The 21,121-nt window shown below is 75.1% G+C and carries 21 protein-coding genes; 11 read left to right on the plus strand and 10 right to left on the minus strand.

Going from position 1 to position 21,121, the window contains the following annotated elements; genetic code table 11:
- Positions 1–54: 54 nt before the first annotated feature.
- From ACH436_RS10975 to guaA, 3 genes are read left to right on the plus strand one after another with little or no spacing between them, the layout of a single operon-like run.
- Positions 55–726, plus strand: coding sequence for a hypothetical protein (locus ACH436_RS10975; RefSeq protein ID WP_430560210.1), 672 nt, complete (start codon positions 55–57; stop codon positions 724–726).
- Positions 723–1,397 (plus strand): OmpA family protein, encoded by a 675-nt coding sequence (locus ACH436_RS10980; RefSeq protein WP_430560211.1) that lies wholly within the window; start codon positions 723–725, stop codon positions 1,395–1,397. The genes ACH436_RS10975 and ACH436_RS10980 overlap by 4 nt, the downstream gene beginning before the upstream one ends.
- A gap of 50 nt (positions 1,398–1,447) precedes the next feature.
- Entirely contained in the window at positions 1,448–3,055 is a 1,608-nt protein-coding gene (gene guaA, locus ACH436_RS10985) for a glutamine-hydrolyzing GMP synthase (protein WP_430560212.1), read from the plus strand.
- 136 nt (positions 3,056–3,191) lie between these two features.
- Here the strand turns inward: guaA and ACH436_RS10990 are convergent, their stop codons facing one another.
- A complete protein-coding gene (locus ACH436_RS10990) occupies positions 3,192–3,752 on the minus strand; it encodes a hypothetical protein (protein ID WP_430560213.1) in 561 nt (186 codons plus the stop codon).
- Between the two features lie 126 nt (positions 3,753–3,878).
- Positions 3,879–5,051, minus strand: coding sequence for a glycosyltransferase family 4 protein (locus ACH436_RS10995; protein ID WP_430560214.1), 1,173 nt, complete (start codon positions 5,049–5,051; stop codon positions 3,879–3,881).
- 134 nt (positions 5,052–5,185) lie between these two features.
- On the opposite strand from ACH436_RS10995, the gene ACH436_RS11000 reads away from it, so the two are divergent.
- Complete coding sequence (locus ACH436_RS11000) at positions 5,186–5,875, plus strand: hypothetical protein (protein WP_430560215.1); 690 nt, start codon at positions 5,186–5,188, stop codon at positions 5,873–5,875.
- A gap of 71 nt (positions 5,876–5,946) precedes the next feature.
- Here the strand turns inward: ACH436_RS11000 and ACH436_RS11005 are convergent, their stop codons facing one another.
- Both ACH436_RS11005 and ACH436_RS11010 read right to left on the minus strand, forming a co-directional pair.
- Complete coding sequence (locus ACH436_RS11005; RefSeq protein ID WP_430560216.1) at positions 5,947–6,627, minus strand: hypothetical protein; 681 nt, start codon at positions 6,625–6,627, stop codon at positions 5,947–5,949.
- Positions 6,624–8,156, minus strand: coding sequence for a PspC domain-containing protein (locus tag ACH436_RS11010; RefSeq protein ID WP_430560217.1), 1,533 nt, complete (start codon positions 8,154–8,156; stop codon positions 6,624–6,626). Before ACH436_RS11010 ends, ACH436_RS11005 begins: the two co-directional genes overlap by 4 nt.
- A 137-nt stretch (positions 8,157–8,293) precedes the next feature.
- On the opposite strand from ACH436_RS11010, the gene ACH436_RS11015 reads away from it, so the two are divergent.
- Together ACH436_RS11015 and ACH436_RS11020 are read left to right on the plus strand one after the other, a co-directional pair.
- A complete protein-coding gene (locus tag ACH436_RS11015) occupies positions 8,294–9,598 on the plus strand; it encodes a PspC domain-containing protein (protein ID WP_430560218.1) in 1,305 nt (434 codons plus the stop codon).
- Positions 9,595–10,278 carry a response regulator gene (locus ACH436_RS11020; protein ID WP_430560219.1) on the plus strand — a complete coding sequence of 228 codons (684 nt, stop codon included), beginning with the start codon at positions 9,595–9,597 and terminating at the stop codon, positions 10,276–10,278. Before ACH436_RS11015 ends, ACH436_RS11020 begins: the two co-directional genes overlap by 4 nt.
- On the opposite strand, the gene ACH436_RS11025 is transcribed toward ACH436_RS11020, so the two are convergent.
- From ACH436_RS11025 to ACH436_RS11040, 4 genes are read right to left on the minus strand one after another with little or no spacing between them, the layout of a single operon-like run.
- Positions 10,244–10,984 (minus strand): sirohydrochlorin chelatase, encoded by a 741-nt coding sequence (locus tag ACH436_RS11025; protein WP_430560220.1) that lies wholly within the window; start codon positions 10,982–10,984, stop codon positions 10,244–10,246. The genes ACH436_RS11020 and ACH436_RS11025 overlap by 35 nt on opposite strands.
- Before the next feature lie 55 nt (positions 10,985–11,039).
- A complete protein-coding gene (gene cobA / locus ACH436_RS11030) occupies positions 11,040–12,410 on the minus strand; it encodes a uroporphyrinogen-III C-methyltransferase (protein WP_430560221.1) in 1,371 nt (456 codons plus the stop codon).
- Positions 12,407–13,258, minus strand: coding sequence for a phosphoadenylyl-sulfate reductase (locus ACH436_RS11035; RefSeq protein WP_430560222.1), 852 nt, complete (start codon positions 13,256–13,258; stop codon positions 12,407–12,409). The genes cobA and ACH436_RS11035 overlap by 4 nt, the downstream gene beginning before the upstream one ends.
- Positions 13,255–14,988, minus strand: coding sequence for a nitrite/sulfite reductase (locus ACH436_RS11040; RefSeq protein ID WP_430560223.1), 1,734 nt, complete (start codon positions 14,986–14,988; stop codon positions 13,255–13,257). Before ACH436_RS11040 ends, ACH436_RS11035 begins: the two co-directional genes overlap by 4 nt.
- 405 nt (positions 14,989–15,393) lie before the next feature.
- Between ACH436_RS11040 and ACH436_RS11045 the strand changes: the two genes are divergently transcribed.
- Entirely contained in the window at positions 15,394–15,765 is a 372-nt protein-coding gene (locus ACH436_RS11045) for a hypothetical protein (protein ID WP_430560224.1), read from the plus strand.
- Between the two features lie 28 nt (positions 15,766–15,793).
- A complete protein-coding gene (locus ACH436_RS11050) occupies positions 15,794–16,276 on the plus strand; it encodes a DUF456 domain-containing protein (RefSeq protein WP_430560225.1) in 483 nt (160 codons plus the stop codon).
- A 42-nt stretch (positions 16,277–16,318) separates the two neighbouring features.
- Here the strand turns inward: ACH436_RS11050 and ACH436_RS11055 are convergent, their stop codons facing one another.
- Positions 16,319–16,660 (minus strand): YnfA family protein, encoded by a 342-nt coding sequence (locus tag ACH436_RS11055; protein WP_430560226.1) that lies wholly within the window; start codon positions 16,658–16,660, stop codon positions 16,319–16,321.
- 47 nt (positions 16,661–16,707) lie between these two features.
- Entirely contained in the window at positions 16,708–17,091 is a 384-nt protein-coding gene (locus ACH436_RS11060; RefSeq protein ID WP_430560227.1) for a VOC family protein, read from the minus strand.
- A 129-nt stretch (positions 17,092–17,220) separates the two neighbouring features.
- Here ACH436_RS11060 and ACH436_RS11065 point away from each other — a divergent pair, with 129 nt between their 5' ends.
- Genes ACH436_RS11065 through ACH436_RS11075 form a run of 3 tightly spaced genes read left to right on the plus strand, consistent with a single transcriptional unit; the run spans position 17,221 to position 21,099 of the window.
- Complete coding sequence (locus ACH436_RS11065) at positions 17,221–17,709, plus strand: GNAT family N-acetyltransferase (protein WP_430560228.1); 489 nt, start codon at positions 17,221–17,223, stop codon at positions 17,707–17,709.
- A 50-nt stretch (positions 17,710–17,759) separates the two neighbouring features.
- Complete coding sequence (locus tag ACH436_RS11070) at positions 17,760–20,447, plus strand: UvrD-helicase domain-containing protein (protein WP_430560229.1); 2,688 nt, start codon at positions 17,760–17,762, stop codon at positions 20,445–20,447.
- Positions 20,448–20,490: 43 nt separating this feature from the next.
- Positions 20,491–21,099, plus strand: a complete 609-nt coding sequence (locus ACH436_RS11075) for a hypothetical protein (RefSeq protein ID WP_430560230.1) — start codon at positions 20,491–20,493, stop codon at positions 21,097–21,099.
- Positions 21,100–21,121: the final 22 nt, after the last annotated feature.

A 21,121-nucleotide genomic window follows, 5' to 3' on the forward strand; every position in this document is an offset into this window, starting at 1 on the left:
GGTCGACGCCTCGCGCCGGCCCGGGATCTCCCGCGCCCCTGACCTGGAGACCCCATGACCGCACGGACCACCACCCGCGCCCGCGCCGCCGCAGCCCTCGCCCTGGCAGGAGCCCTCCTGCTCGCCGGCTGCACCGGCGACGACGGTGACAACGGCACGGAAGGCGGTGGGTCCGCACCGCAGGCGAGCGGCGAGGCCACCGGTCCGGGGACGGCGACCGTCGCCGACCAGGTGATGGCGGAGCAGAAGATCGCCACCCCGCACGGCGGCGGCCAGGTCCGGGGCGGCGAGGTCACCGTGACGCTGCGCTCCGTCGAGGTGGGTGACGGCACGACGACGGTGCGTTGGGCGCTGCGCTGGGACGACGACGAGTCGCCCGCGGACGCGGGGGTCAGCTACTACGACCTCGGCGTGGAACCCACGACGACGGTGACCGACCGTGCGGCGCTCAAGGCGTACCGACCGTTCTGTACCGACGGGGCGTGGCAGGCGGACACCGACGACGCGACGCAGGCGGGAATCGCGCAGATCAGGTGCCGCGAGTCGATGCTCGTCTCGCCGCTGGAGAAGCACACCTTCGCGTTCCCCAACCACGGCACGATCGAGGTGTCCGCCGTGCTCCCTGCCCCGGAGGGGAACCCCGCCACGGTCGACGTGCTGCCGGCGGAGGGGCTGCCGCTGTTTACCGACGCGACGGTCACCTACGTCGACGGCGCGGCGAAGTGACCGTGCGCGGACAGGGCGTCGTGGTCGCGGCCCTCGCCGCGTTGCTCGGCGTGGGCACCGTCGCCCCGGCTGCGGCGGTGTCAGACCCGAGCACGTCGCCCAGCCCGTCGTCGAGCGCCGCGCCGTCGGCGGACCCGGAGCTGATGCAGCAGGCGCAGGCGGCGCTCGCGGAGCAGGATGCGAAGGTCGAGAGGGCCACGATCACGGACGAGATGCGCGCGGACTCGACGGTCGCCCTGCGCGCGGACGACTCGACGTTCGTCCTGGACCCGGCGGACTCGACGACCACGCTGGAGAAGAAGGCGGAGGAGAAGGACGACACGGTCGTCACGCTCACCTCGGACCTGCTGTTCGACTTCGGCAAGGCCGCACTTACGCCGGAGGCGGAGAAGGCGGTCGCGGAGCTGGCGGGGGACATCCCGCAGGACGCCACCGTCCGGGTGGACGGACACACCGACTCGATCGGCACGGACGCGAAGAACCTCAGGCTCTCCAAGCAGCGCGCGAACGCCGTCGCCGACGTGCTCGGCGCCGAGCGGCCGGACCTCACGCTCAAGGTCAAGGGCCACGGTGAGGCGAACCCGGTCGCGGACAACGAGGTGGGCGGCGAGGACAACCCGGCGGGCCGCGCGCTCAACCGCCGCGTCGAGGTGACCTACCCCACCGCGTGACCCGTGGGACGGGCCGGGGAGCGGTGCCGTCCGGCGGCTACGATGGCTCGGTGACGTCTCCCGCCACCGACACCCCCACCACCGCCGACCTCGCGGCCACGCCGCGCCCGGTCCTCGTCGTCGACTTCGGCGCCCAGTACGCGCAGCTCATCGCTCGCCGCGTGCGCGAGGCCAACGTCTACTCCGAGATCGTGCCGCACACGTTCACCACGGAGCAGATGCTCGCGAAGAACCCGGCGGCGATCATCCTGTCGGGCGGCCCGTCGTCGGTGTACGCCCAGGGCGCGCCGTTCGTGGACCCGGGGCTGTTCGAGGCCGGCGTACCGGTGCTCGGCATCTGCTACGGCTTCCAGGCGATGGCGCAGGCGCTCGGCGGCACCGTCGCGCAGACGGGGCAGCGGGAGTACGGCGGCACCGAGGTCGAGGTGTGCGAGGCCGGTGTGCTCCTGGCGGGCACCCCCGACCACCAGACCACCTGGATGAGCCACGGCGACTCCGTGCACGCGGCCCCCGAGGGCTTCGAGGTGCTCGCGACGTCCTCCGGCTCGCCCGTGGCGGCGTTCGAGGACACCGGCCGCCGCCTCTACGGCGTGCAGTGGCACCCCGAGGTCAAGCACTCCGCCCACGGCCAGGCCGTGCTGGAGAAGTTCCTCTACGAGGGCGCGGGCCTGAAGCCCGACTGGACGCCCGGCAACGTCATCGCCGACCAGGTCGCCGCGATCCGCGCGCAGATCGGCGACGCGCGCGTCATCTGCGCCCTGTCCGGCGGCGTGGACTCCGCCGTCGCCGCCGCGCTCGTGCAGCGCGCGGTCGGCGACCAGCTCACCTGCGTGCACGTGGACCACGGCCTGCTGCGCGAGGGCGAGGTCGAGCAGATCGAGCGCGACTTCGTCGCCTCCACCGGCGTGCGGCTCATCATCCGCGACGAGAAGGAGCGGTTCCTGGCCGCCCTCGACGGCGTGCGCGACCCCGAGACCAAGCGCAAGATCATCGGCCGCGAGTTCATCCGCGTCTTCGAGGACGCGCAGCGCGACATCGTCGCCGAGGCGGGCGCCCACGGCGAGGAGGTCAAGTTCCTCGTGCAGGGCACGCTCTACCCCGACGTCGTGGAGTCCGGCGGCGGCGAGGGCGCGGCGAACATCAAGAGCCACCACAACGTGGGCGGCCTGCCCGACGACCTGCAGTTCGAGCTGGTCGAGCCGCTGCGCACCCTGTTCAAGGACGAGGTCCGCGCGGTGGGCCGCGAGCTCGGCGTGCCCGAGGAGATCGTCGCCCGCCAGCCGTTCCCCGGCCCGGGCCTCGGCATCCGCATCGTCGGCGAGGTCACCGCCGAGCGCCTCGAGACGCTGCGCAAGGCGGACGCCATCGCCCGCGAGGAGCTCACCAAGGCCGGCCTGGACGACGAGATCTGGCAGTGCCCCGTGGTGCTGCTCGCCGACGTCCGCTCCGTCGGCGTGCAGGGCGACGGCCGCACCTACGGCCACCCGATCGTGCTGCGGCCGGTGTCGTCCGAGGACGCCATGACGGCCGACTGGACGCGCCTGCCCTACGACGTGCTGTCGATCATCTCCACCCGCATCACCAACGAGGTGAGCGAGGTCAACCGCGTGGTGCTCGACGTGACGAGCAAGCCGCCGGGCACGATCGAGTGGGAGTGAGAGGGTCGGGCGCGGTGCGCGGCGGTGTCGTTCGTTCGGATGATTCGCTCGTGCCTCGCTCGGCTCTCACGAACGACACCACCGCGCACCACGCCCGCAGAGTGGTGGCGGGAGCTGCCTCCCGTCGGTGGATCTGTCAGGAGATGCGGAACGAGTTCGCCCGGTCGTTGAAGCTGCCGAGGTAGTTGTCCCGGTCGATGAACGTGGTGTGCGCCCCCGTCTTGTTGTTGCCGTTGTAGAGGCGCACGTCGCAGTGGTTGTACGTCTTGACCGACGTGACCCGGTTGGCCAGCGCGGTGCCGAGGTTGGCGCCGCCCTCGTTGTCGCCGGTGCCGGAGGTGCACCCCTGCCGGTACTTCGGGTTGTAGACCACGACCTGGAAGCCGCCGTAGTCGATGTGCTGGTAGAGGCGCGCGACGACCAGGCCGGTGCCCGGCTTCGCGTTCTTGCAGCCGAACGTGCCGTCGAGGACGGCACAGTAGTAGGTGGTGCGGGCCGCCTGGGCGGAGATCTTGAGATCCTCGACCATGACCGGCTTGTCGCTGGTCACCGCCTCGACCCGGACGGGCACGGCGCCGTCGTCGGGCGCCGCCGTGGCGGCCGGGGCGGTCATGCCCAGGGCCGCGATCGCCGCGAGCCCGCCCACGACGGCGGCGAGCCGTGCGCGGCGGGTGCGGGTGCGTGTCGTGATGGTCATCGTTGCTCCTCACGTCAGCCGGCGATCCCCTCGTCGCCGGTCATGATGTGACGAGGGGTCCTCCGGCCACGGTGATACGCCGAGGCACCGATCTGTCCGTGACCAGGGCCGACGGCGGCCGGTCGGTCAGCGCGTGAGCGCGGCCGCCTTCGCGTAGGCGGCCTCGACGTCGGCGAGCACGCGCGGCCACGACGTCGCGAGCTCGGCCGTGCGGTTGTGCGCGATGATCGCGTCGAGCAGGGCGGGGTCGTCCGCGAGGCGGACGAGGGCGCCCGTCATCGCCGCGTCGTCGTCCACGAGGAGGGCGTCGCGCCCGTCGACCAGGCGCTCCGCGACCCCCGACTGGGACCGGCTGACGACGGCGAGGCCGGCGGCCTGCGCCTCCAGCGCGGCGATGCCGAACGCGTCCTGCACTGCCGGAGCGACGAAGACGTCGGCGCGCACGTAGAGGCGCTTGAGCTCGGTCGGGGAGAGGCGGCCGACCAGCCGCACCGTGTCGGCGAGCCCGTGCTCGCGCACCCAGCGGCGGGCCTCGGCGAGCTGCGGGCCGTCGCCGCCGATGGTCGCGACCAGGCGCCCGGGGGCCTTCTCCACCGCCGCGGCGATCGCCTCCAGCATCGGCAGCACCCGCTTGCGGGGGGCGAACCGGGTGGCGGAGACCACGTGCACCTCGTGGCCCTCGGCCCGCTCGCCGCGCTCGACGCGCGGCAGGCGCCAGGCCTCGACGTCGATGCCGTTGCCCAGCACCGACACCCGGTCCGCGGCGGCGTCCGCCCCCAGGCGCCGACCCACGACCCGGCGCAGCGGGTCCGCCGTCAGGTCGCTCACCGCCGACCACTGCACCGGCCACGCCGCCCATCGGGACACCCGGTCCAGCGCGGCGAACGCCCGCTCCCACCCGCCCCACACGGAGTGCACCGTCAGCACGGTGGGCAGCCCGAGCCGGGTCACGGGCCGCAGCGCCAGCTCGACCGTCGGGGCGAGCACGCCCATGTGCAGGTGCACGGCGTCGGGCCGGCGGCCGTCCGCCTCGAGCTCCCGCAGCCGCGCCAGCACGTGTGCTGTCGAGCGCGGGTGCACGGGGTAGCCGCCCGGCACGCGGGCGGCGATGCGGTGCACCACGGCGCCGTCGTCGTCCGGGCGGGTGGTGACGCCGCGCTCGCCCGGCGCCCCCGGCGTCGTGGTGATCACCTCGACGTCGTGCCCGGCCTCCGCCTGCCGGCGCGCGAGCCGGGCCACCTGGGTCTCGATGCCGCCGAGCAGCGGGAGGTAGGAGTCGGAGACGTGGACGATGCGCACCGGGTCATCCTGCCATCGGCGGCGGGGCGGCCACCTGCGGCTTCGCCGAGCCGAGGACGGGCGGTGGCGATACCGTGCGAGGAGCGGTACCCCCAGCGCATGCGCCACGGCACACACCTGAGGAGAGGTGCGACATGTCGAGCACTGTCACCGTTCAACCGACCAAAGGCGTCCGCGGGATCGGCCTGGTCACCATCATCGCCGGGATCGTCATGATCATCGCCGGCCTGGGCGTGTGGGTCGTCGTGTCCCAGACGCTCGCGGACGAGGAGATCACGGTCTCCGAGGACGCCTCGATGTTCGCCGGGCAGAAGGTCGCCGGCCCGTTCACCGCCTACGCGCAGGCCGAGGTGATCGACAAGCACGCGCTCGAGGCCTCCGGCGGGCAGACGTACGCCCAGCTCGCGCAGGACGACCCGACGCGGGACACGGTGATGAACGCGTCGTTCCTGCGGGCGTCGCTGTTCACGTCCGTCGTGGCGTTCGGCGTCTGCGCCCTCGTCATCGGCCTGGGCATCGTGTTCATCCTGCTCGGCAGCGCGCTACGCAAGCTCGCGGGCGGGCCGCAGGTGGTGGTCGACTCGCCGTCGCTCACGTCCGAGGGCGGCCTGTCGCACGCCGCCCACCGCGCCGAGCCCGACGAGCCCCGGCGCCCGACCTCCCCGACGACGCCCGCCCCGCCGCCCGAGCGCCCGACCACTCGGACGGCTCCGGAGGCCCCCTCCGCCGGGACGTCGACGCCTCCGCCCGCGTCCCCCTCGACGTCACCCACGACGCCGCCGGAGACCCCGCCCGCCGGCGACGGCAGGTCCCCGTCGGCCTGAGGCCCGACCCAACCAGCACGACGACGCGGCGGTGAGCCCTGGGGCTCACCGCCGCGTCGTCGTGCCCGTGGTCAGCGGGCGGTGGTGGCGCGGCGTCGACGGCGCACCGCGCTGATCACCGAGCCGATCACCAGCAGCGCGCCCGCCGCGGCGAGCAGCACGATGGCGGCCAGCTCGACGTCGATGTGCGCGCCCGCGGCGTTGGCCATCAGGCCCACGCCGACCGCCACGACGATGAAGCCCCAGACGATCGTGCTGGCGCGCGGCCCGGAGACGTGCGGCGGCTCGTCCTCGACCACGGGGGCCACCGCGGCCGGCGGCTCGGGCGCGAAGGGCGCCGACGACGTCGTGCCGGCCGGGGTCGTCTCAGGCCCCGGCGTCGCGGACTCGTGCTGCGAGGACGCCGGCTCCGAGTAGGCAGGCTCCGTGGAGGCAGGCTCCGTGAGTGCGGGACCGGCTGGCGCGGGCGCACCGGACCCGGCACGGTCCGGCTGGTCGAAGATCGACAGCGGGTCGTCCGGCCCGGCCACGGGGTACGCGCGCGTCGCGTCGGCCGCGGGGAGAGCGCGTGTCTCGTGGGCCGCGGGGAGCGCCTGGGTCGCGTCGGCCGCGGGCAGGGCCTGCGTCTCGTCGCTCGCGGGCAGCGCCTGGGTCGCGTCGGCAGGCGGCAGGGCCTGCGTCTCGTCCGACGCCGGCAGCGCCTGCGTCTCGTCCGGCTCGGGGCCGGGCGTGGTGGGCTTGTCGTCGCTCATCGGGACTCCTCGATGGTCAGGTCGCCGGCGCGCACGTCGACGTCGAGCAGCAGGCGGGCGCCGTCGAGCTCGTGCACCTCGTCGGTGCGGAAGCGGGCGGGCCCGTTCGTGTAGGTGTTGACGGAGCTGTTCTGCCCGTCCGCGTGCCAGGTGGCGTTGCCGGCGATGACCTGGACCTCGGCCTCCACCGCCTCGTCGCCGGGGATGCGGATCACGGTGCTGCCGGCGGCCATGGAGACGGGCACGACGACGGGGTCGCCGGGCGTCACGCCGGAGAGGTCCAGCTCCGTGAGGTCGACGACGGCGCTGCCGAACCGCACGTGGACGCCGTCCTCGGCCTCCTCGATGCTGCGGGGGGTGACGGTGCCCTCGCTGATGACCGCCGCGGCGCCCGACTGCTGCGGGGAGTCGTCCCAGAAGTCCCAGGACCCGCGGTCGCCGACGAAGGGCCAGGTGACCAGGCCGGCGATCAGCGCGAGGATCGCGAAGAACGTCAGGGTGCCGCCGCGGCGGCCGCGCAGGCCGGTCACGACCAGCCCGAGCCCGAGGACGACGATCGACGCGCCCAGCCAGGTGGGGCCGAAGGGCAGGTCGAGGTTGCCGGTGCGGTCGGCGACGAGGAGCAGCGCGCCCCCGAGCAGGACGATCCCGAGGACGATCCCGACCGCCGCGGCGCCCGGCCCGCGCCGCACGGGGCGCGGGGGACGGGGCGCGGGGACGACGGGAGCGGCGGGAGCGGGCGCCGCCGCCCAGCTGCCGTACGGTGCCGACGGCACGGGCGCCGGCGCTGCGGGCGCCGACCGTACGGGCGTCGACGGTGCGGCCGCCCACGAGCCCGACGGGCCGGCCGGCGGGTCCTGCGGCGCCGGAGGCGTCGCCAGGTACGGCGCCGGCGGCGCGGGGGTGAAGGAGCCCGTGGGCCGAGGTCCGTCCGAGGCCGGGTCGTCGGTCGAGCCGGGAGCGGGGGCGGACGGGTACGGGGGAGCGGCGGGGTACGGCGGCGCGGGGGGTGCGCCGGGGCCACCGCCCCGCGGGCGCCGGTCGCGGACCAGCTTCACGACCAGCCAGACGATCGCGACCCACACCGCGACCCACAGGAGCGCGCCGACCCACTCGATCCCGAAGCCCCACCAGCTGAGGCCGTCGCCCCACGCGAAGCCGACGATCAGGGCGACGACGGCGCCGAGCAGCGCGACGTCGAAGTCACCGCGGAAGGCCTGCTGCAGGTGGATGCGGCCGTCCCGCTCCGGCAGGAGCGCCCACGCGATGGCGTAGATGACGATGCCGGCGCCGGTGAGGAAGAAGCTGAGGATCAGCAGGCCGCGCACCAGCAGGGGGTCCAGGCCGAACCGGTCGGCCACGCCGCCCGCCACGCCGCCGACCCAGCGGTTGTCGGACCGGGTGACGCCCATGCGGCGGATGGAGTCGAAGAAGCCGTCGCCGGTGCGGCGCGGCGGGGGGCCGCCCGCGGGGGCGCCGCCGGGGCCGGGCTGCGGCCCGGGTGGCTGGGGGAGGTCGTCGGTGGTCATGGCTCCATCCTGGCGACCGGGCGGCCCGCGCGGCATCGGGTGCTGCCCTGACACGACCCTGATTCGGTGGGACGGGCCACCCTGAATCCTCGGGCTGTCGCGCCCCGAGGGGTCCCTGACGTGCCAGGATCGGGAGCATGACCACCGAGCGACCCTCGCGCCTCCCGCTGCGCCGGCCCCCTCAGGGGCGGGTGCTGGGCGGCGTCGCCGCGGGGCTCGCCGCGCACCTGCGCGTCCCGGTCGCGGTGGTGCGGCTCGCGTTCCTGATCCTCACCCTCGCGGGCGGGGCGGGCGCGGTGGCGTACGTGTTCTGGTGGGTGACCGTGCCGTCGGGCGACCCCCGGCAGGCCGCCGACACCACGCCCACGTCGCTGCAGCGGCTGGCGCCGCGGCTGCGCCTCCGGGGCCCGGTGGCGGCCCTGCCCGTGCGCGACGTCCTCATCGGCGCGGGCCTCATCGTGGGCGCGTTCATCCTCGTGGCCGTCCGGGCGGGCTGGGACATCGGCGCGTCCTGGGTGCTCCCGGCGCTCGTCGCCGTCGGTGGCCTGGCGCTCGCGTGGAGCCAGCTCGACGCCGCGCAGCGCGGGCGTCCGGCCGACGGGTCGCCGCACGCGCGGCGCTCGACGCTGGTGCTGCGGCTCGTCGGCGGCGTCGTCCTCGTCATGGTGGGGGTGCTGCTGCTCATCGGCCAGGACGCCCCCGTCCCGGTGCTGCTGCAGGCGGCCGTGGCGTCGCTGGCCGTCCTCGCGGGCGCGGCGCTCATGCTGGCGCCGTGGTGGCTGCGGCTCGTGCGGGAGCTCGGCGACGAGCGGGCCGCCCGCGCCCGGGAGGCAGAGCGCGCCGACATCGCCGCCCACCTGCACGACTCCGTGCTGCAGACCCTCGCCCTCATCCGCTCGCGGGCCGACGACCCGGAGGCCGTGGCCCGCATGGCGCGGGCCCAGGAGCGCGAGCTGCGCGAGTGGCTGTACACCGACCGCACGGCCCCGGGCACGTCGCTCGCGGCCGAGCTGCGCGCGCTCGTCGCGGAGGTCGAGGACGGGCGTGCGGTCGAGGTGGAGACGGTCGTGGTGGGCGACTGCGCCCCCACGGAGGAGACGTCGGCCCTGCTGCAGGCGTCCCGCGAGGCGCTGGTGAACGCCGTCGTGCACGGCCGCCCGCCCGTCACCGTGTACCTCGAGGTCACCGACGCCGCCGTCGAGGTGTTCGTCCGCGACCGCGGCGACGGCTTCGAGATGGACGACATCGCGCCGGACCGCTTCGGTGTCCGGGAGTCGATCCTCGGGCGCGTGCACCGGCGCGGGGGCACGGCCGACGTGACGAGCCGCTCCGGCTGGGGCACGGAGGTGCGGCTGCGCATGCCGCGGGACGGCCAGGCCCCGCCGCCCGATCCTCAGCGGACCCCGGGTCCGACCAGCGACAACGAAGGAGCACGCGCGTGACCACTCCCACCGACGCGACGACGCAGGCGACGGGGCCGGTCCCGGTCGTCCTCGTCGACGACCACCACATGTTCCGCACCGGCGTCCGCGCCAGCCTCGACGCCCGGGTGCAGGTGGTGGGCGAGGCGGCGGACGTCGACCAGGCGGTCGCCGTCGTCCACGAGCACCGGCCGCCGGTCGTGCTGCTCGACGTGCACCTTCCCGGCGGCAACGGCGGCGGGGCGGAGGTCGTGCGGCGCTGCGCCGACCTGCTCGGCGAGACGAAGTTCCTCGCGCTGTCCGTGTCGGACGCGGCCGAGGACGTCGTGGCGGTCATCCGCGCGGGCGCGCGGGGCTACGTCACGAAGAACATCTCGGCGTCGGACCTGTCCGGCGCCGTCGTCCGCGTGGCCGGAGGGGACGCCGTGTTCTCGCCGCGCCTCGCGGGCTTCGTCCTGGACGCGTTCGGCACGGCCGCGGGTGACGTCGCCGTCGCGGACGACGAGCTGGACAGGCTGTCCAAGCGGGAGCAGGAGGTCATGCGCCTCATCGCGCGCGGCTACTCCTACCGCGAGGTGGCGAGCGAGCTGTTCATCTCCATCAAGACGGTCGAGACGCACGTGTCGGCCGTGCTGCGCAAGCTGCAGCTGTCGAGCCGCTACGAGCTCACGCGGTGGGCAGCGGCGCGCCGGCTGCTGTGACCGCGGCCCGGTACCGCTCGACGACGACGTCCACGAGCTCGGTGGGCGCGTCCTCGTCGGCGACCAGGAGCGGCGCGGTCGTGACGTCGCCGCCCGCGCGGGCGGCAAGGTCGGCGAAGAATCCCGGGGCGAGCAGGTAGGACGCGACGACGACGCGGCGCCCCGGGTGCTCCGCGCGGGCCGCGGCGACCACCTCGTGCACGCGCGGGACGGCGTTGGCGATGTACCCGACGCCGACACGGCTGCCGAGACGGTCCCCCAGGCGGGCGGCGGTGGCCTCGCAGTCGGCGACGGCGCGCGCGTCGCTGGACCCGGCCGCGGCCAGGACCACCACGTCGTCGTCGCGCACCCCGGCCTCGGCGAGACGCCGCTCGAGCACGCCGACGAGCCGGTCGTCGGGCCCGAGCGCGCCGCCGAGCGTCACCTGGTCACCGGCCGTGGTCGCGGCGTCGACGTCCTCGCGCAGGTCGACGTGCACGTGGTAGCCGGCGGACAGCAGCAGCGGCACGACGACCGCCCCCGCGGCGGCCGCGCGCAGGCCGCCCAGGCAGGCGGGCACGTCCGGCTGCTGCACGTCGACGAACCCGGCGTGCACGGGGACGTCGGGGAGGCGGGCGGCGACCGCCTCGACGAGGGTCGCCACCGCGCCGGCGCCGGTGGCGGACGCGGTGCCGTGCGAGACGGCGAGGAGCGCGGGCGTGGTCATGCCGCGACCCTAGGGCGCTCGCCGTCCCGTGCCGTTTCGCCCGCGTGAACCTCCGTCACGACGACCTCACCGCGGGGGTGGTGGTCGTGTGAGCGGGGTCGTGCGGAGACGCCGGACCCGTCCACGCCGGGCTGCGCCGCACGACGTCACCCACGACGGTGACCGCCGGGGCCTGCACGCCGACGGCGCGCGCCCGGTCGGCGATGTCGGCGAGGGTGCCCACCGTCGTGCGCTGGCGGGCACCGAACCCGTCCTCGACGACGGCGACGGGCGTGTCCGCCGGCCGGCCGGCGGCGACGAGCGCGCGGGCGGTGTCCGCCAGCCGCGTGACGCCCATGAGCAGCACGAGCGTGTGGTCGGTGCCGCCCGGCACCTGCCCGACGTCGTCGTGCCCGGTGAGCACGCTGAACCCGCGGGCCAGGCCGCGGTGGGTGACCGGGATGCCGGCGGCGGCCGGCACGGACACGGCGGAGGTCACGCCCGGCACCACCTCCACCTCGATCCCGGCGGCGCGGCAGGCGTCGAGCTCCTCGCCCCCGCGGCCGAAGACGTACGGGTCGCCGCCCTTGAGCCGCACCACGTCGCGCCCGGCGAGGGCGTGCCGCACCAGCAGCGCGGTGATCTCCTCCTGCGGCACGGGGTGGTGCCCGGAGGTCTTGCCGACGTCGACCACCTCGACGTCGTCGCCCAGCCCGGCCAGCAGCGAGCGCGGAGCGAGGCGGTCGACCACGACGACGTGGGCCGCGGCGAGCAGCCGGCGTCCGCGGACGGTGACGAGGCCCGGGTCCCCGGGGCCGCCGCCCACGAGGGCGACGCGGCCGACCCGCGCGCCGCCGGTCGCGGGCCGCCCGTCGGCGGCGTCCACGGCCCGCACGGCGCGCAGCGGGAGGCTGCCGTCGTCGAGCCCGGCCACGACGGCGTCGCGCACCCGCACGGCGCGACGCGGGTCCCGACCGGCGGTGACGGCGACGGCGAGGTCGCCGGCCGGCCGCCCGGCGGCGTCGGTCACCGGGGTACGGGCCACGGCGGGCACCCATGCCGAGCCGAGGCCGGCGTCCCCCGCCGTGATGCAGAACGTCCGCAGCAGCTCGGCGTCCTCGGCCACGCGGGCGTCCACGTCGGGGTCGCCGGTCGCGGTGTGCACGAGCCAGGCGCCGTCGAGGTCCCCGTCGCAGTACCCGCGCGTGATGCGCTCGATCGTGCCCGCCGCCACGAGCGCGGCGAGCTCCGGCACGACGTCGGGCGCGATGACCCGCACGCGCGCGCCCGCCGCGAGCAGGCCGCGCACGCGGCGCAGCGCCACCGGGCCGCCGCCCACGACGATGACGAGCCGTCCGGCGACGCGCAGGCCCAGGGGGTACGTGTCGTGCGGCGGCGCGGGCCGTGCGGCCCGCGCGCCGGTCGAGGACGTCCTTCTGCGGCTCATACGTGCAGCCCGCACTCGTCCTTGTCCCGACCGGCCCAGCGCCCTGCCCGGGCGTCCTGGCCGGCCTCGACCCGCTGGGTGCAGGGCTCGCAGCCCACGGACGGGTAGCCGTCGCTGAGCAGGGGGTTCACCACCACGCCGTGCGTGCGGGCGTACTCCTGGACCTCCTCGTCGGTCCAGGCCGCGAGGGGGTTGATCTTCACGACGCCGTTGCGCTCGTCGAACGCGACCAGGGGCGCGTTCGCGCGGGCCGCGGTCTCGCCGCGGCGGACGCCGGTCGCCCAGGCCTCGTAGCCCTGCAGGGCCTGTCGCATGGGAGCCACCTTACGCATGGCGCAGCAGGCCTCCGGGTCCCGGTCGTGCAGGCGGGGGCCGTGCTTCGCGTCCTGCTCGGCGACGGTGAGCTCGGGGCGGACGTCGACCACGTCGACGTCCAGCTCGATCTCGACCGCGCCGCGGGTGCCGAGCGTCTCCGCGAAGTGGTAGCCGGTGTCGCCGAAGAGCACGTCGACGAACGGGAGCTGCCGGGAGACCAGGTGCGCGAGGACCAGGTCCTGCATCGACGACGCGACCGCCAGGTACGGGCCGAACTCCCGCACCGCCCACGCGACGACCTCCTCGGCGGTGGCCTCGGGGCGGTCGCCGTCGGCGTGCAGCTGCGCCTGGCCACGCTCGACGACGTGGCGCAGCTCCTCGACGGAGCGCCGGTGCCGTGCCGCCCGGGCGTGCTGGCGCGCAGTCCGGGACTCCTCGCGCGCCGCGGCCCGGGCCCGCACCTCGGCGAGCCGGCCCCCGCCGGCCGGGGAGGCGAACAGCGTCACCGGGGAGGAGAGCTCGACGGCGGTCACCGCAAGGCCTCCTCGTCGGCCCGGTGCGCCCACTGGGCGAACGTCTCGTCGCCGTCGTGCTCGGCGTCGTACCGGCGCACCACGCGCTCCACGTAGTCGCCGACCTCCGAGGCCGGCACCTTGAGGCCGCGCACGGTGCGGCCGAGCCCGCCGGCGTCGCGCCCCTCGCCGACCAGGCCGCCGCCCAGGTGCACCTGGAAGCCCGGCATCTGCTCGCCGTCGACCGTGATGATCTGGCCCTTGAGCCCGATGTCGGCGGTCTGGATGCGGGCGCACGAGTTGGGGCACCCGTTGACGTTGAGCTCGATGGGCCGCCCGAGGCGGGAGGTCACGTCCCCGAGCCGGTCCTCGAGCTCACCGATCACGCGGGCCGCGGTGTCCTTGGTGTCGACGATCGCGAGCTTGCAGAACTCGATGCCCGTGCAGGCGATCGTGGAGCGGCGGAAGAGGCTCGGGCGGGCGGTGAGGCCCAGGGGCTCGAGGCCGTCCAGGAGCTCGTCGACGCGGTCGCCCGGGACGCCGAGGATCACGACCTTCTGGTGCGCGGTGAGCCGGGCGGACTCCGCGCCGACCCGCTCGATCAGGTCGGCCAGCCCGGTGAGCGTGTTGCCCCCCACCCGCCCGACGACGGGCGCGGCGCCCACGTAGAACCGCCCGTCCTTCTGCTCGTGCACGCCCACGTGGTCGCCGGGGCGCGTGGCCGGCGCCGGGGCGGGTCCGTCCGGCAGTGCGTAGCCGAGGTACTCGGTCTCCAGCACCTCGCGGAACTTCTCCGTGCCCCAGTCCGCCAGCAGGAACTTCAGGCGGGCCTTGTTGCGCAGCCGCCGGTAGCCGTAGTCGCGGAAGATCCGGATGACGCCGTGCCAGACGTCGGGCGCCTGCTCCTCGGTGACGAACACCCCGAGCCGCTCGCCGAGCCGGGGCGTGGTCGACAGGGCGCCACCGACCCACAGGTCGTAGCCGGGGCCGAGCTCCGGGTGCACCACGCCGACCAGCGAGATGTCGTTGATCTCGTGCACCACGTCGAGGCTGGGGTGGCCCGTGATCGCCGTCTTGAACTTGCGCGGGAGGTTCGCGAGCTCCGGGTCGCCGATGTAGCGCCGCTTGATCTCGAGGATCACCGGGGTCGGGTCGATGATCTCGTCCGCGGCGATCCCCGCCACCGGGCTGCCCAGGAAGCCGCGGGGGGAGTCGCCGCACGCCGTCGTCGTCTCGAGCCCGACGGTGTCGAGGCGGCGCCAGATCTCCGGCATGCTCTCGATCTCGATCCAGTGGTACTGGATGTTCTGCCGGTCGGTGATGTCGGCGGAGCCGCGCCCGAAGTCGGCGGAGATGCCGCCCAGCACCCGCAGCGCGTCGGGGGAGAGGGCCTGGCCGTCGGACCGGACCCGCAGCATGAAGTAGCGGTCCTCGAGCTCGTGCGGCTCGAGCGTCGCGGTGCGGCCGCCGTCGATCCCGGGCTTGCGCTGCGTGTACAGGCCCCACCAGCGGAACCGGCCGTGCAGGTCGTCGTCGGCGATCGAGTCGAAGCCCTCGCGGGCGTAGATCGACTCGATGCGCTCGCGGACCCCGAGGGGCGCCGCCTCCTGCTTGAACACCTCGTTGTGGTTGAGCGGCTCCGTGCCGTCCACCTTCCACTGCCCGTTCGGTCGCGCGGCGCGCGGCGGACGGACGCGGGCGGTGGCGGCGTTCTCGCCGGTCGGGGCGGTTGCGGTGGTCTGCGTCGTCATCTGGGGGAGTTCCTCGGGTCCTCGGGGGCGGGACGCGCGACGACGAGCGACTCAGCGGGGGTGGGCCGAGGACCGACGGCGCGCGCCGGTGCTCAGGAGCCGCGCGGGGGCGGCGGGGCTGAGGTAGGGCGCGATCAGCGACAGCAGCACAGACAGCTGCGCATGCTGCGACGCACGCACGCCGGCATCTCGTGACGAGTCGTCACGAGGAGGCGGTGCGCGGCCGTGGTCATGGGGATGACCGTAACGGTATGCAGCGCTGTCGCGCGAGACGGCGTCCATATGTTGGGACCACATAGTGGGACGATGCCGGGACGGGCTTGCGTCGGGCCGCCCGGGTGTGACGTGTGACCGGTTGCGGACACCGGTGTCAGATCCCGGGGTGCGCGCGGTTAGGCTGCCCGCATGGAGTTCCTCTACCACGTCTTCGTCGCCCTCCACTTCGTGGGATGGGCGATCGTCCTCGGTGGCTACATCGCGTCGATCAAGAGCCCCGGGCTCTACCGCGGGGTCTTCCACGGCGCCGCGACGGCGCTCGTCGCGGGTGTCCTCATGGTCGGCATCGCCGAGATGAGCGGCATGTGGGACACCGAGGGTCCCAGCATGGCCAAGATCGGCGTCAAGCTCGTGATCGCGCTGATCATCACCGTGCTCGCGTTCCTCGCCAAGCGCCAGGGCTCGAAGGGCGACAACGGCACGGGTGCCGTGGCCCCCGGCCTCAAGCACTCGATCGGCGCCCTGACGCTGGTCAACATCCTGGTCGCCGTCTTCTGGTGACCGTCCCCGTGCCCCAGGGGCGGCAGCGATGAGCGTCCTGGGGGAGGTGCTGGTCGGGCTGGCGATCGCCGTCGGCCTGGTCGGCATCGTCGTGCAGGTACTCCCCGGCAACGTCCTCGTGCTGGGGAGCGTCCTCGTGTGGGCGTGGGTCACCGGCGGCACGACGGCGTGGGTGTGCTTCGCCGTCGCCGCCGTGGCGATCGCGCTCGCCGAGACCGGTCAGTGGCTGCTCGCGGGCCGCCACATGCGCCGCGCCGAGGTGCCCTGGGGCACGCTCGCGGTCGCCGGCGTGGCCGGGATCGTCGGGTTCTTCGTGGTGCCGGTCGTCGGGCTGTTCCTCTTCTTCGCCGCCGCGGTGTTCCTCGTCGAGCTGGCCCGGCGGCGTGACGCGGCCGTCGCCTGGACGGCCACCCGCGCGGCCCTCAAGGCCACGCTCATCACCATCGGCGTGCAGCTCGCCGGAGGCCTCGTCGCGACCGTCGCGTGGGTGGTCGGGCTGGTCCTCACCTGAGGCCCGGCGCCCGGGGCCGGACGCGGGGCCGACGGGCCGAGGTCAGGCGGCACCGGTCCGCGGCGCGTACATGATGACGGCGACGCCGGCGAGGCAGATCAGCGCCCCGGCCACGTCCCAGCGGTCGGGGCGGAAGCCGTCGACGACCATGCCCCACGCGAGCGACCCGGCGACGAACACGCCGCCGTACGCCGCGAGGATCCGGCCGAAGTTCGCGTCCGGCTGCAGGCTCGCGAAGAACCCGTACGCGCCGAGGGCGAGGACGCCCGCGCCGATCCAGACCCAGCCGCGGTGCTCGCGCACCCCCTGCCACACCAGCCAGGCGCCGCCGATCTCGAAGACGGCGGCGGCGAGGAAGAGCACGATCGAGCGCAGGGTGGTCATGCCCAGGAGTCTCGCCCGCCGGATCGGCCCGCCGCGAGCCCGGGCCGTCAGCCGGCGGGGTGCTCCGTGACGTACAGGGTGTTGCCGTCGGGGTCCCGGAAGGAGAACATCGGCGGCGCCGACTCCCACAGGAGGAGCTCGCCGACCTCGGCGCCCGCGTCCGCCAGGGCCGCGTGCGCGCCGCGGGCGTCGGGCGTGACGAGCCGGACCCCGGTGTCCACACCGGCGGGCAGGCCGTCGCCGGCGCGCACGAGAGCGAGCGACGTCGCGGCGCCCGGCGCGGCGACGTCGACCCACCGGAAGCCCGGCTGCAGCTCGGCGTCGAAGCGGACCTCCAGCCCGAGCGGGCCGGTGTAGAAGGCGAGCGCGGCGTCCTGGTCCCGGACCGGGACCGCGACGGTCTGGACCCCGGTGAATCGTGCTGCGGCCACGGTGGTACCTCCTCGGGCGACGACCCGGCGCCGGTCGCGCGGGGTGCGGTACGGGTGGGACCGGCGGCGGAGGTGGATCTCATCGGCGGCTTAGGGTGTCGGCGGCAGGCACGGCACGAGGGGGGACCCATGACGACGCAGGACCCGGCAGCGCGGCACGACGACCGGTGGACGGTGCGTGTGGCGACGCTCGACGAGCTGGACGCGCGCACCGCGTACGAGGCGTGGCGGCTGCGGCAGGACGTGTTCGTCGTCGAGCAGGAGTGCGCGTACCCCGACCTGGACGGCCGCGACGCCGAGCCCGCGGCGCGGCACGTCGTCCTGCTCGACGGCGAGGGGGACGGCCGCGTGGTCGCGACGGCGCGGGTGCTCGACGACGGGGACGTGCAGCGCATCGGCCGTGTCGTGTGTCACCCGGACGTGCGCGGCACGGGCGCGTCGGGCGTGCTCATGCGCGCCGCGGTCCAGGTCGCCACCGCCGCCGCGCCGCAGGCCGACGTCGTGCTGGGCGCGCAGTCGCCGCTGACCGGCTTCTACGCGCGGTTCGGCTTCGCCCCCGACGGGCCCGAGTACCTCGAGGACGACATCCCGCACACGCCGATGCGGCTGCGCCGCTGACGGGAGGGCGGCACCGAGATGTCGGCAGCGGAGCCTAGGCTTGGTCCACGATGACCTCCCTGTTCGACAGCCTGTCCCTGCCCGGGTTCGACCACGCCGCGAAGGACGACACGGCCCGCCTGCCGTCCACCGCGCCGCGCTGGGACGACGACGCCGCCGACCCGGCGTCCGGCGCGCCCGCCTGGGTGCGCGACGCCGCGTCCGAGGCCCACGACGGCCGGCCGGGCGACGGACGCCCGCGGTCGCACGGCGCGTTCTCGCACCTCGACCCCGAGGCGCTGGTGGACGGGCTGAACCCGCAGCAGCGGGCCGCCGTCGAGCACGCCGGTTCGCCGCTGCTCATCGTCGCGGGCGCCGGGTCGGGCAAGACGCGCGTGCTCACGCACCGCATCGCCCACCTGCTGGCCACGGGCCGCGCGCGGGCCGGGGAGATCCTCGCGATCACGTTCACCAACAAGGCCGCGGCCGAGATGCGGGAGCGCGTCGAGCACCTCGTGGGCCCGGCGGGCGGGCGGATGTGGGTCTCCACGTTCCACTCCGCCTGCGTCCGGATCCTGCGCAAGGAGGCCAAGACCCTCGGCCTGCGCTCCAGCTTCTCGATCTACGACGCGGCGGACAGCCAGCGCCTCATCACCCTGGTGACGCGCGAGCTGGACCTCGACGCGAAGAAGCACCCCGCGCGCTCGCTGGCGCACAAGATCAGCGACCTCAAGAACGAGCTGATCGACCCCGAGGCGTACGCGCAGTCGTCTGGCGCCGACGCCACCGAGGAGGGCTGGCGCGAGCGCGCCGCCCGCGCGGCGTCGTCCGGCTCGCTGCCCGCGCAGGCGCCGGAGTTCGACACCGTGCTCGCCGACGTCTACCGGCGCTACCAGCAGCGGCTCGCGCAGGCGAACGCGCTCGACTTCGACGACATCATCATGACCACCGTGAACCTGCTGCAGGCGTTCCCGAACGTCGCGGAGCACTACCGCCGCCGGTTCCGGCACATCCTCGTGGACGAGTACCAGGACACCAACCACGCGCAGTACGTGCTGGTGCGCGAGCTGGCCGGCGCCACGGCGGACGGACCGGGCGTCGACGGCCTCGACCCCGCCGAGCTCACCGTGGTCGGCGACGCGGACCAGTCGATCTACGCGTTCCGCGGCGCCACGATCCGCAACATCGTGGAGTTCGAGGAGGACTACCCGGACGCCACGACCATCCTGCTCGAGCAGAACTACCGCTCCACCCAGACGATCCTGACCGCCGCGAACGCGGTGATCGCGCGCAACCCGGACCGCAAGCCCAAGCGGCTGTGGACCGACGCTGGCGCGGGGGAGAAGATCGTCGGCTACGTGGCCGACGACGAGCACGGCGAGGCGCGGTTCGTCGCCGAGGAGATCGACCGGCTGGGCGACTCCGACGGCGTGCGGCCGGGCGACGTCGCGGTGTTCTACCGCACCAACGCCCAGTCGCGGGCGCTGGAGGAGGTGCTGATCCGCGTCGGGCTGCCGTACAAGGTGGTGGGCGGCACCCGGTTCTACGAGCGCCGCGAGATCAAGGACGCCGTCGCGTACCTGCGCGCACTGGCGAACCCCGACGACGACGTCAACCTGCGCCGCGTGCTCAACGTGCCCAAGCGCGGACTGGGGGACAAGGCGGAGTCGCTGGTGGCGTCGTTCGCGGACCGGGAGCGGATCTCGTTCGGCGCGGCGCTCGAGCGGGCTGACGAGATCGCCGGCATGACGTCCCGCACGTCCAAGCCGCTGCTGGCGTTCCGCGACATGATGCGCGAGCTGCGCGCGCTCGTCGACGGCGGCGAGCCGCCCGCGACGATCCTCGGCGCCGTCCTCGACCGCACGGGCTACCTCGCCGAGCTGCGCGCGTCCGACGACCCGCAGGACGCCTCCCGCGTCGAGAACCTCGCCGAGCTGCACGCCGTCGCGGCGGAGTTCAGCGAGCTCGACCCCGAGGGCGACCTGGCCGACTTCCTCGAGCGGGTCTCGCTCGTGGCCGACGCCGACCAGATCCCCGACGAGGACGTCGCCGACGGTGAGGCCGAGCAGGAGCCTAAGGAGGACCAGGGCGTCGTCACGCTCATGACGCTGCACACCGCCAAGGGCCTGGAGTTCCCCGTCGTCTTCCTCACCGGCATGGAGGACGGCACCTTCCCGCACATGCGCTCGCTGCACGACGACTCCGAGCTCGCGGAGGAGCGGCGGCTGGCGTACGTCGGGATCACGCGTGCGCGGCAGCGGCTGTACATCTCGCGGTCGGCGGTGCGGTCGGCGTGGGGGTCGCCCAACGAGTTCCCGCCCAGCCGGTTCCTCGAGGAGATCCCCGAGGAGCTGTGGGACTGGCGGCGGCGCGAGTCGTCGACCCAGTACCTGCGCCGCGGCGGGTCGGCGTGGGGCGGCGCGGCGCGGGACCGCCGGGGCGGCGCGCGAGGCTCGTCGGGCGACACCTGGTCGCCCCAGCGGCGCTCGCCGTCCGAGGGTGTCGGCGGGCGCATCGGCCGCCCGAAGGACTCCGGCGCGACGACGAGCACCGGAGCGACGTTCGGCTCGGCCACCCCGCGCAAGGACGCGGACGTCCCGTCCCTCGACGTCGGCGACAAGGTGACGCACGACGCGTACGGGCTCGGCACGGTCGTGTCGCTGGAGGGCAGCGGCCCCAACGCCGTCGCCCGCATCGACTTCGGCGCGGACGGCACCAAGCGGCTGCTGCTGCGCTACTCCCCGGTCACGAAGCTCTGACGGCCGCCGGGCGGGGCGCCGTCGTCGCTGGCAGGGTGACGGTGTGCTGCTGGACGCCCGGACGCTGCGCGGGCTCGCCGACGGGACGGTGACCCACACCTACCGCCGGTGGGCGGTGGTGCGCGTGCGCGCCGGGTCGACGATGCGCACCCGCATCGGCGTCGTCGAGGTGACGGCGGTGGATCCCGTGGTGCTCGGGAGCGTCGACGACGACGCCGCCCGCGGCGCGGGGTTCCGCTCGGCCGCCACGGCCCGCGCCTGGATCGAGCGGCGCGGCGAGGGGGACCTGTACCGCGTGGGCCTGCGGCTCGCGGGCCCGGACCCGCGGGTCGCGCTGCGCGAGGACGACGACCTCGACGGCGCCGCCGTGGAGCAGATCCGCGCGCGGCTCGCGCGCATGGACCGCGCCGCCCCCGAGCCGTGGACCCGCGCCTACCTGGAGCTCGTCGAGGCGCGGCCCGCCGTCGTCGCGCGGACGCTCGCCGAAGGGCTGAGCATGGAGCGCGACCCGTTCAAGATCCGGGTGCGTCGGCTCAAGGAGCTCGGCCTGACCGAGAGCCTGGACGTCGGGTACCGGCTGTCGCCCCGCGGCCGCGCCTACCTGGCGGCCACCGCGGACGACGGGCCGGGGGACGGGTCCCCGGCGCGCTGACCGACCGAGCCGGCCGACCGGC

Source organism: Isoptericola sp. NPDC019693 (assembly GCF_044389085.1).
Lineage (GTDB): Bacteria > Actinomycetota > Actinomycetes > Actinomycetales > Cellulomonadaceae > Isoptericola.

Excerpts from the sequence above, each read along its gene's own strand:
- ACH436_RS10975 (WP_430560210.1), top strand. The coding sequence starts at position 55 with ATGACCGCACGGACCACCACCCGCGCCCGCGCCGCCGCAGCCCTCGCC.
- ACH436_RS11040 (WP_430560223.1), bottom strand. The coding sequence starts at position 14,988 with ATGACGACGCAGACCACCGCAACCGCCCCGACCGGCGAGAACGCCGCC.
- ACH436_RS11070 (WP_430560229.1), top strand. The coding sequence starts at position 17,760 with ATGACCTCCCTGTTCGACAGCCTGTCCCTGCCCGGGTTCGACCACGCC.
- cobA (WP_430560221.1), bottom strand. The coding sequence starts at position 12,410 with ATGAGCCGCAGAAGGACGTCCTCGACCGGCGCGCGGGCCGCACGGCCC.
- ACH436_RS11055 (WP_430560226.1), bottom strand. The coding sequence starts at position 16,660 with ATGACCACCCTGCGCTCGATCGTGCTCTTCCTCGCCGCCGCCGTCTTC.
- ACH436_RS11050 (WP_430560225.1), top strand. The coding sequence starts at position 15,794 with ATGAGCGTCCTGGGGGAGGTGCTGGTCGGGCTGGCGATCGCCGTCGGC.
- ACH436_RS10990 (WP_430560213.1), bottom strand. The coding sequence starts at position 3,752 with ATGACCATCACGACACGCACCCGCACCCGCCGCGCACGGCTCGCCGCC.
- ACH436_RS11015 (WP_430560218.1), top strand. The coding sequence starts at position 8,294 with ATGACCACCGAGCGACCCTCGCGCCTCCCGCTGCGCCGGCCCCCTCAG.
- ACH436_RS11045 (WP_430560224.1), top strand. The coding sequence starts at position 15,394 with ATGGAGTTCCTCTACCACGTCTTCGTCGCCCTCCACTTCGTGGGATGG.
- ACH436_RS11010 (WP_430560217.1), bottom strand. The coding sequence starts at position 8,156 with ATGACCACCGACGACCTCCCCCAGCCACCCGGGCCGCAGCCCGGCCCC.
- ACH436_RS11005 (WP_430560216.1), bottom strand. The coding sequence starts at position 6,627 with ATGAGCGACGACAAGCCCACCACGCCCGGCCCCGAGCCGGACGAGACG.
- ACH436_RS11065 (WP_430560228.1), top strand. The coding sequence starts at position 17,221 with ATGACGACGCAGGACCCGGCAGCGCGGCACGACGACCGGTGGACGGTG.
- ACH436_RS11025 (WP_430560220.1), bottom strand. The coding sequence starts at position 10,984 with ATGACCACGCCCGCGCTCCTCGCCGTCTCGCACGGCACCGCGTCCGCC.
- ACH436_RS11000 (WP_430560215.1), top strand. The coding sequence starts at position 5,186 with ATGTCGAGCACTGTCACCGTTCAACCGACCAAAGGCGTCCGCGGGATC.